7 protein-coding genes are annotated in these 8,152 nt (G+C 65.3%); 5 read left to right on the top strand and 2 right to left on the bottom strand.

Going from position 1 to position 8,152, the window contains the following annotated elements; genetic code table 11:
* Nucleotides 1-8 precede the first annotated feature (8 nt).
* Nucleotides 9-1,022 carry a sulfate ABC transporter ATP-binding protein gene (locus BRC58_08250; protein ID PSP16778.1) on the bottom strand — a complete coding sequence of 338 codons (1,014 nt, stop codon included), beginning with the start codon at nucleotides 1,020-1,022 and terminating at the stop codon, nucleotides 9-11.
* 158 nt (nucleotides 1,023-1,180) lie between these two features.
* Between BRC58_08250 and BRC58_08255 the strand changes: the two genes are divergently transcribed.
* Nucleotides 1,181-2,107: a cobyrinic acid a,c-diamide synthase gene (locus BRC58_08255; GenBank protein ID PSP16779.1), complete on the top strand. Its 927-nt coding sequence runs from the start codon at nucleotides 1,181-1,183 to the stop codon at nucleotides 2,105-2,107.
* 5 nt (nucleotides 2,108-2,112) lie between these two features.
* On the opposite strand, the gene BRC58_08260 is transcribed toward BRC58_08255, so the two are convergent.
* Complete coding sequence (locus tag BRC58_08260) at nucleotides 2,113-2,805, bottom strand: DNA-binding response regulator (protein ID PSP16784.1); 693 nt, start codon at nucleotides 2,803-2,805, stop codon at nucleotides 2,113-2,115.
* A gap of 28 nt (nucleotides 2,806-2,833) precedes the next feature.
* On the opposite strand from BRC58_08260, the gene BRC58_08265 reads away from it, so the two are divergent.
* Genes BRC58_08265 through BRC58_08280 form a run of 4 tightly spaced genes read left to right on the top strand, consistent with a single transcriptional unit; the run spans nucleotide 2,834 to nucleotide 7,724 of the window.
* A complete protein-coding gene (locus BRC58_08265; GenBank protein PSP16780.1) occupies nucleotides 2,834-3,517 on the top strand; it encodes an ATP phosphoribosyltransferase in 684 nt (227 codons plus the stop codon).
* Nucleotides 3,518-3,567: 50 nt separating this feature from the next.
* Complete coding sequence (locus tag BRC58_08270; protein ID PSP16781.1) at nucleotides 3,568-5,406, top strand: long-chain fatty acid--CoA ligase; 1,839 nt, start codon at nucleotides 3,568-3,570, stop codon at nucleotides 5,404-5,406.
* Between the two features lie 2 nt (nucleotides 5,407-5,408).
* Nucleotides 5,409-6,002 (top strand): DUF924 domain-containing protein, encoded by a 594-nt coding sequence (locus BRC58_08275; protein PSP16782.1) that lies wholly within the window; start codon nucleotides 5,409-5,411, stop codon nucleotides 6,000-6,002.
* Nucleotides 6,003-6,017: 15 nt separating this feature from the next.
* Entirely contained in the window at nucleotides 6,018-7,724 is a 1,707-nt protein-coding gene (locus tag BRC58_08280; GenBank protein ID PSP16783.1) for an ATPase, read from the top strand.
* Nucleotides 7,725-8,152 lie beyond the last annotated feature (428 nt).

Here is an 8,152-nt window from a genome sequence, read left to right on the forward strand (position 1 = left end):
TGAGAGTGTTAGATGGTGTAGTGGAGCGGGAAGGATTTGGCCTCTTTGGGCCGAATGTGGACCCGCTGCTGGGGCGATAGTCGCAACGCATCGAAGCGATCGCGCGGCAGGTGCGCGTGAATGACCTGCGCGTCGTCCAGGACCAACTCTAGCTGCACTTCCCCCCCTAGGTGAATGAGCCGCTCGACCGTCGCCGGGACCGTGACGCTGTTGGGCTCGGTCTCGATGGCGACATCGTGGGGGCGGAAAAAAATATCTGGCTGGGCCGAGTTGGCCTGCGCCCCAACCAAGTGCGAGTCGCTAGGTAGGACATTGACGGGCCCAATAAAGCGCATGACAAACGGGGTCGCCGGGTGAGCGTAAATTTGCTCGGGCGGCCCGACTTGCTCGATGGCCCCTTCATTCATCACCACGATGCGATCGGCGACCGACATGGCCTCCTCGTGATCGTGGGTGACAAAGACCGTGGTGACGTGAGCTTCATCGTGCAGGCGCCGCAGCCAGCCCCGCAGGTCCTTGCGGACTCTAGCATCCAGCGCGCCGAATGGTTCATCTAACAGCAACACCTGCGGCTCGGGAGCCAGCGCCCGTGCCAGCGCCACCCGCTGCCGTTGACTGCCCGAGAGCTGCGATGGGTAGCGATCACCGAGCCCTTGCAAGTTCACCAGCGCCAGCAGCTCGTCCACGCAGGCGGCGATCTGCTTTTGGGGCAGCTTGCGCACCTCCAGGCCAAAGGCAATGTTTTGGCGCACGCGCATGTGCTTGAACAGGGCGTAGTGCTGGAAGACAAACCCAATGTTGCGGTCTTGCACGCGCGTGCGGGTGCTGTCTTCGCCGGTCAGCCAAATCCGGCCCGAGTCCGGCAGATCTAGCCCCGCAATCAGGCGCAGCAAGGTGGATTTGCCGGAGCCGGATGGCCCCAGCAGCGCCACCAGCGAGCCGCGGGGGATCTCCAGGCTCACCCGGTCGACGGCCGTAAAGTCCCCGAACTGCTTGGAAACAGCTTCGATGGCGATCCCCAAGACGCCCTCCGCAACTGGGAGCGGGTGCGATCCTGCAAAGAGAGTAGCGACCCAATCTCCGGTTTGTCGATAGAGTTAGCGTTGTTTGACAGCGGCGGGCCGGACGCCCCCAAGCGCCGATGGTAGACTCGGGCCGCAGCGGCCAGGGGTGAGCCGGCATGGCAACCGTCATCAGCACCGTCAACATGAAAGGCGGCGTGGGCAAAACGACGCTCACCGTCAACTTGGCAACGGCCCTCGCCTGGCACTACGGCAAGCGCGTCCTGGTGGTCGATCTCGACTCGCAAGTGAGCGCCACGCTCAGCTTGATGCCGCCGCAAGAATTTGCCCAGGTGCGCAAAGCCCGCCGCACGCTCAGCTACCTGATCGACCGCCTGGTGCAACCCCACATCCAGCGCAAGTACTGGACCCCGGATTTGGTTTGCTCGCAAATGGGCCAGGTCAGCGGGCTGGAGCTGCTGCCAGGGGACCTGGAGCTCTACGACGAGTATCGGGTGGCCCAAACGCTGCACAAGCGCGCCGTCGAGCAATCCAGCCAAAGCTTCCACCAAGTCTGGATGGCCTTCGAGCGCACGCTGGTGCGCACCCTTTTGGAGCCCGTCCTGGCAGACTACGACTACATTTTTTTGGACTGCGCGCCCGGCTACAACCTGCTTACCCGCAGCGGTATTGCCGCCAGCCACTACTACTTGCTGCCCGCACGCCCGGAACCGCTCTCGCTGGTTGGCATCCAGCTGCTGGAGAAGCGCATTGCCAAGCTCAAGCAGAGCCCAACCGCAGCTGACGAGGACCTAGCCGCGATCGCCTTACTGGGCATTGCCTTCATCCACTCCAGCAGCAACATCTTCAGCCGCTACTACAAGCAGGTCATGCAGCGCATCGAGCAGGATTTTGCGGCGGAGCAGATTTTTGCGACCGGCATCCCCATGGATGTCAACGTCGCCAAGGCAGTGGATCGTTTTACCCCCGCCGTGCTGGCTGCCCCCAACTCGCCGGGCGCCAAAGCCTTTGCCAAGTTTGCCGACGAGTTTGTCGGTAAGCTCCAGGCACGCGCCGCCGCGCCTGGCTCGGTCGCGGCGGGCTAAGCAGCTCACGCCGGCGGCGCGGGGCTGCCCAGGCGGTAGCCGCGGCCGTAAACCGTGTGGATGAGCGGTTCCTCCTGAGGCCCCTCAATCTTGCGGCGCAGCAAGCGGATGCGGGCGGCCAGAACGTTGCTGCTGGGCTGGGCCTGCCCCGACCAGAGGCGCTCGCGGATCTGGGCGTGGCTCAGCACCTGGCCGGGGTGGCGCATCAGCAGCGACAGTAGCTGGGTCTCTTGGGCCGAGAGCTCGATGGCGCGGCCGTTGCGGTAGGCCAGTTGGTTGTCGCGATCAAGGGTAAGATCGGCTACCTGCAACCGCTCGGCCGCCGAGGCCTCGCCGGCGGCAGCGCGGCGCAGCAGGGCGCGGACCCGGGCCAGCAGCTCGCGCAGCTCGAACGGCTTGACCAGGTAGTCGTCGGCGCCGGCATCCAGCCCCGAGACGCGATCGTCGAGGGTGTCTTTGGCGGTCAAAAACAGCACGGGCGTGGCATCCCCACACGCCCGCCGGCGCTGGCAGATTTGCAGGCCGGAGCGCTCGGGCATGAGCCAATCCAGAATCAACAGATCGTAGGCGCGTTGCGCGGCCAGCCGCTCGCCGGTGATGCCGCAGTTGGTAACATCGACATCGTATCCTTCGCGGCGCAGGACCTGCGTCAGCGGGTCGGTGAGCTCGCGCTCGTCATCGACTAGCAGAATGCGCACGGCCAGCGCTCGATCGCGAAACGCACCCATGGCATCGACTCTTACGGTAGCGCTGCCCAAAGGCGTCCTGCTGCAAGACAGCATTCGCCTGTTCCAGAATTTGGGGCTGGACTTTAGCGCGTTTTTGGACGAGCGCAACCGCCAGCTCCAAATCGAGTCGCCTCAAGGCCAAGCGCGCGCGCTGCTGGTGCGGGCGCAGGACGTGCCGGTGTACGTCGAGTACGGGCAGGCGCAACTGGGCATTGTCGGCTATGACGTGCTGCGCGAGAAAAAACCGCAAGTTGCGGATCTGGCCGATCTGGGCTTTGGGGCCTGCCGCATGTCGGTGGCGGTACGCGAGCGCGACTACCGCCGCAACCGCTACCGCAACGTGCTGGATCTGCCCCCGCACTGCCGCGTGGCCTCTAAGTTCGTCACCTGCGCCTGCGACTGCTTCGAGCGGCTGGATCTGCCGGTGGAGATCGTGCCGCTGTCGGGCTCGGTGGAGCTGGGCGCCATTACCGGCATGGCCGAGGCGATCGTCGATTTGGTCTCGACCGGGCGCACGCTGCGCGAGAACCAGCTGATCGAAACCGATGACGGCCCGCTGTTCCAAAGCACCGCTCACCTGATCGCCCACCCGCTCAGCTACCGCCTCAACCGGGGCAACCTCGCCCCCTACGTGCGGCACTTGCAAGCCAGTGCCGCTGAGGCCGCCCCAGCCCAGGGCTGAGCTACAGTGGGCCCTGCGCCGTTTGTCAACGTGATCGCATCGGGAGTGCCATGGCAGCGCCTGCTTCGGCCGCCCAGGGACGCCGCCGCGACAGCGACTGGCACCTTTTGCAGCGCATCGTTCCGTATGCTCGCCGCAACAAGCGGCTGCTGGCCGTATCGCTGCTGTTTTTGTTCCCGCCGGCGCTGGCAGGGGCCCTGCAGCCCGTTTTGATCGGGCAAGCCATCTCGCTGGTCAACGACGAGGCCGTTTGGGGCTGGCTGGATCCGCTATCGCTGCGCCAGGGGATCTACGCCCTGGCCGGACTGCTGCTGGCAACCATCCTGGTGCGCTTAATGTTCGATGCGCTCCAGGGCTATCTGGTCCAGCGCTTCGGCCAGCAGGTGACAGCCGGCATCCGCGAGGACCTGTTCGCCCACGTGACGGCGCTGGCCTCGCGCTTTTTCGATCGCACCCCGGTGGGGCGGCTGGTGACCCGGCTCACCAGCGATGTCGAGACCCTGGGCGACGTGTTCTCCTCCGGGGCGATCGGCATCCTGAGCGACATCGTGCGCATTGTCGTGCTGCTGGTGGTGATGTTTGCGCGGCAGTGGCAGCTCGCCGGGTTGCTGCTGCTAATGCTGCTGCCGGTGAGCGTGCTGATCGTGCGCTTCCAACAGCGCTACCGCCAGGCCAACTACACCGCTCGGCAGGAGCTCTCCACGCTCAACGCCACCCTGGCCGAGAACCTGGCAGGCATCAACATCGTGCAGCTGTTTCGGCGCGAGCGACTCAACAGCGAGCAGTTCCGCGCCACAAATACTCGCTACATCCGCGCGGTCCAGCAGACGATTTTCTACGATGCCAACGTCTCGGCCACGCTGGAGTGGTTTGGCTTTGCCGGCATTGCCGCCGTTTTGGGGGTAGGTGGCCAGCTAGTCGTGCAGGGCGGGCTGACGCTGGGTACGCTCTCGGCGTTCATTTTGTTTTCGCAGCGCCTGTTCGAGCCGCTGCGGCAGTTTGCCGACAAGTTTACGCTGCTGCAGTCGGGCTTTACTGGGATCGAGCGCATCAGCGAAATTGCCAACGAGCCCATCGAAATCGCCGATCCCCACAGCCGCGATCGCCAGCAGCTCGCGCGCAGCGCGCCCGGCCGCCGCGGCGAGATTCGCTTTGAGCGGGTTTGGTTTGGCTACAAACCGGATGAGTACGTCCTGCAGGATCTCAGCTTCACCATCGAGCCTGGCGAGCGAGTCGCCATTGTCGGCCCTACTGGAGCGGGCAAAAGCTCGGTGGTTCGCCTGCTCTGCCGGCTCTACGAACCCAACCACGGCCGCATCCGGGTGGATGGCATCGACATCCGCCAGCTGCCGCAGGCCGAGCTTCGCCGCCACGTGGGCGTCATCCTGCAAGAGAACTTTCTCTTTGCCGGCACCGTCCGCGACAACATTGCCCTGGGCGAGCCTTATTCCCTCCAGGCCATTGAAGCCGCCGCCCGACTGGTGGGCGTTCACGACTTCATTGCTTCGCTGCCGCAGGGCTACGAGACCCAGCTGCGGGAGCGCGGTACCAACTTATCCGGCGGCCAGAAACAGCTGCTGGCCTTTGCGCGGGTGGCCGTTCGCGATCCGCGCGTGGTGGTGCTGGATGAGGCGACCGCCAGCTTGGACGTGCGCACCGAGGCTGGCATCCAAAGCGCGCTGGAATCGCTCCTGGCTGATCGCAGCGCCATTATCATCGCCCACCGCCTGACTACCATTCGCAACGCCGATCGCATCCTGGTGCTGCAAGACGGCAAGCTCATCGAGCAGGGCAGCCACCAGGCGCTGCTGCGCCAGGGGGGCGAGTACGCCCAGCTGTACCGCTTCCAGCGCACGCAACAAGCCAGCGCCGGCAGCGAGCGCAGCTAGCCGTGGTTTCGGATCCGTCGCGCAGCGAGGCCATCCTGCGGTTTTGGTTCGGCACGCCCGAGTGCCCCCACCCGGACGGCGGCCGGGCGCGCAAAGCCTGGTTTGCCAAAGACCTGGCCTTTGATGCCGCCGTGCGCGCCGAGCTCGAGCCCGACTACCGGCAAGCAGCCGCCGGCAAGCGCCAGAGCTGGCAAGGCGCGCCCCGCAGCTGCCTGGCGCTCATCCTGCTGCTGGATCAGGTGCCGCGCCAGCTGTTTCGGGGCCAGCCGCGGGCGTACGCCACGGACCCCCAAGCCCTAGCGGCAGCGCAGCATGCGGTCGAGCAAGGCTATGATCGCACACTGCTGCCAGTGCAGCGCTGGTTCGTCTACATGCCGTTCGAGCATGCCGAGAACCTGGCCACCCAGAACCGGGCCGTGGCATTATTTTCTACCTTGGAAGGGGATCCGCAAAGCGCTCGCACCATCGCGTTTGCCCACCGCCACCGGCGCGTCATCGAGCGCTTCGGCCGCTTTCCCCACCGCAACGCCATCCTGGGCCGCCCCAGCACGCCCCAGGAGCAGGCGTTTTTGGCCCAACCGGGCTCATCGCTTTGAACGCGCCAACCGATCATGGCCAACCGGGACAAGCTTCGCGCCAAGCTGCAGCAAATCGACGGCCAAAGCTACAAGGCCTACAAGGACATTCGCGGCCGCTACGACTTCGGCGACTTTGAGCTGCTGATCGACTATGTCCAGGGCGATCCCTTCGCTGCCCCCAGCCAGCTGCGGGTGCGGGTGCCGCAGTCGGTGGCCGGATTCCCGCGCGCTTGCTATCAGTCCCGCAGCCGCGAGGTGGCGCTGCGCGATTACCTCACGCGGCAGTTCGCGCGCGTTGCGAGCAAGCTCAGCACCTCGCGCGGCACGGGCAAAAGCGGCACCATCGCCATCGCGCGTACCGGTCAGGAGGTGCTGGAGCGCAGCGCCGTCTGGGTTAACGATGAGCGGGTCGAGGCGCGCTTTGTGGTGGGGCTGCCGGCCCAGGGGCGCCGCGTTCTGGGGCGCCAGGCCATCGAGCTGCTGTGCGAGGACATCCCCGAGATTGCCGATCGGGCGCTGCACTACCGCTCGCTCAGCGCCGATAAGATCCGGCAGCACGTCGAGACCGTTGAAGATGCCGACGGGCTGCGCCAGCAGCTGCGCCAGCACGATCTGGTGGCGTTTGTCGCCGACGGCGCCATCCTGCCGCGCCGCTCGGGGGTCGACGATCGCCCGCTGCAGGATGAGAGCGTGGTCCCGTTTCAGTCCCCGGCGGCGCAGCGCGTCGAGCTGGTGTGCCCCAACCGCGGCGCCATCCGCGGCATGGGCGTGCCGCGCGGCGTCACCCTCATTGTGGGCGGCGGCTACCACGGCAAATCTACGCTGCTGCGCGCAATCGAGCTAGGGGTCTACAACCGCATCCCGGGCGACGGGCGCGAGTTCGTCGTTGCGGACGAAGCCGCGGTCAAAGTGCGCGCTGAGGACGGGCGCAGCATTGCCGGCACCGACATCTCGCCGTTTATCAATCAGCTACCGCAGGGCCGCTCGACCCAGAACTTTACCAGCCCCAACGCCAGCGGCAGTACCTCGCAGGCGGCCAACATCATCGAGGCCCTGGAGGCGGGGGCGCAGGTGCTGCTGCTGGATGAAGACACCGCGGCCACCAACTTCATGATCCGTGATCGCCGCATGCAGCAGCTCATCAGCAAAGCCAAAGAACCCATTACGCCGCTGATCGATAAAATCCGGCAGCTGTACACCGACTGCGGCGTCTCCACGGTGCTGGTCATGGGCGGCAGCGGCGATTACTTCGACACTGCCGATACGGTCATTGCCCTGGAGAACTTCCAACCAGCGGACGTGACGGCGCAAGCGCACGCGATCGCCGAGGCCACCCGCACCGAGCGCAGTGCCGAGGGCGGCGAGCATTTTGGCACCCTGCGCCCGCGCGTCCCGCTGCCCGAGAGCATCGATCCCAGCCGCGGCAAAAAGGCCGCCGATATTAAAGTCCGCGAGCGGGACGCGATCAGCTTTGGCGAGCAAACTATCGATTTGGCCGCCGTGGAGCAACTGGTGGACTCGGGGCAGCTGCGCGCGATCGCGGTAGCGCTGATTTACGCCAAAAAGCACTACCTGGACAAGCAGCGCCCCCTACCGGATGTGCTAGCGCGCGTCATGGCTGACATTGACGAGCAGGGCCTGGATGCCATTGCCGCCTCGCCGCAAGGCGATTTGAGCCGCTTCCGCCGCTTTGAGCTGGCAGCGGCCCTCAACCGGTTGCGGACGCTGCAAGTGCGCTAGCGGCTCGCTGCTGCGCCGGTGAGCTAGCCTGTTGCTGCCAGCGCGAGCCGAATCGCAACCCGCGTTTCCGCACTGCTGGGCGCGCGCTCGCGAGGTCGTGCAAGCCGTTCGGGCTGAGTTTTTGCAATGGGCGCCCTCTGGCGCGATCGCCCACGAGCCGCAAGCCCGTTGGCTATGGGTGCGGCGCGCTCACAAAGCGATGCCCTGGCCGCGCCCAGAACGTGGCAGATCTCACTATCTAGGCTTGACACTCCCCTTCCTAAAGGAAGGGGATTCTCGCTTCATTGGGAGGCCCTAGAACTAGCTTGCACTAGCTCCCCGGAACCTTTATACCAATTTGAGCAGCGGATGCACGTTTACCAAAGAACATGACTCCCATATTGAGGGGGTTTCGAAGGTTAAAATCTAGTGCACAAGCCACGAGAATT

The sequence above is a fragment of the Cyanobacteria bacterium QS_8_64_29 genome, assembly GCA_003022125.1.
Lineage (GTDB): Bacteria > Cyanobacteriota > Cyanobacteriia > Cyanobacteriales > Rubidibacteraceae > QS-8-64-29.

What these genes read in the sequence shown, in the direction of transcription:
- BRC58_08270 (PSP16781.1), top strand. Translation starts at nt 3,568, where the DNA reads ATGGCAGCGCCTGCTTCGGCCGCCCAGGGACGCCGCCGCGACAGCGAC.
- BRC58_08265 (PSP16780.1), top strand. Translation starts at nt 2,834, where the DNA reads ATGGCATCGACTCTTACGGTAGCGCTGCCCAAAGGCGTCCTGCTGCAA.
- BRC58_08280 (PSP16783.1), top strand. Translation starts at nt 6,018, where the DNA reads ATGGCCAACCGGGACAAGCTTCGCGCCAAGCTGCAGCAAATCGACGGC.
- BRC58_08255 (PSP16779.1), top strand. Translation starts at nt 1,181, where the DNA reads ATGGCAACCGTCATCAGCACCGTCAACATGAAAGGCGGCGTGGGCAAA.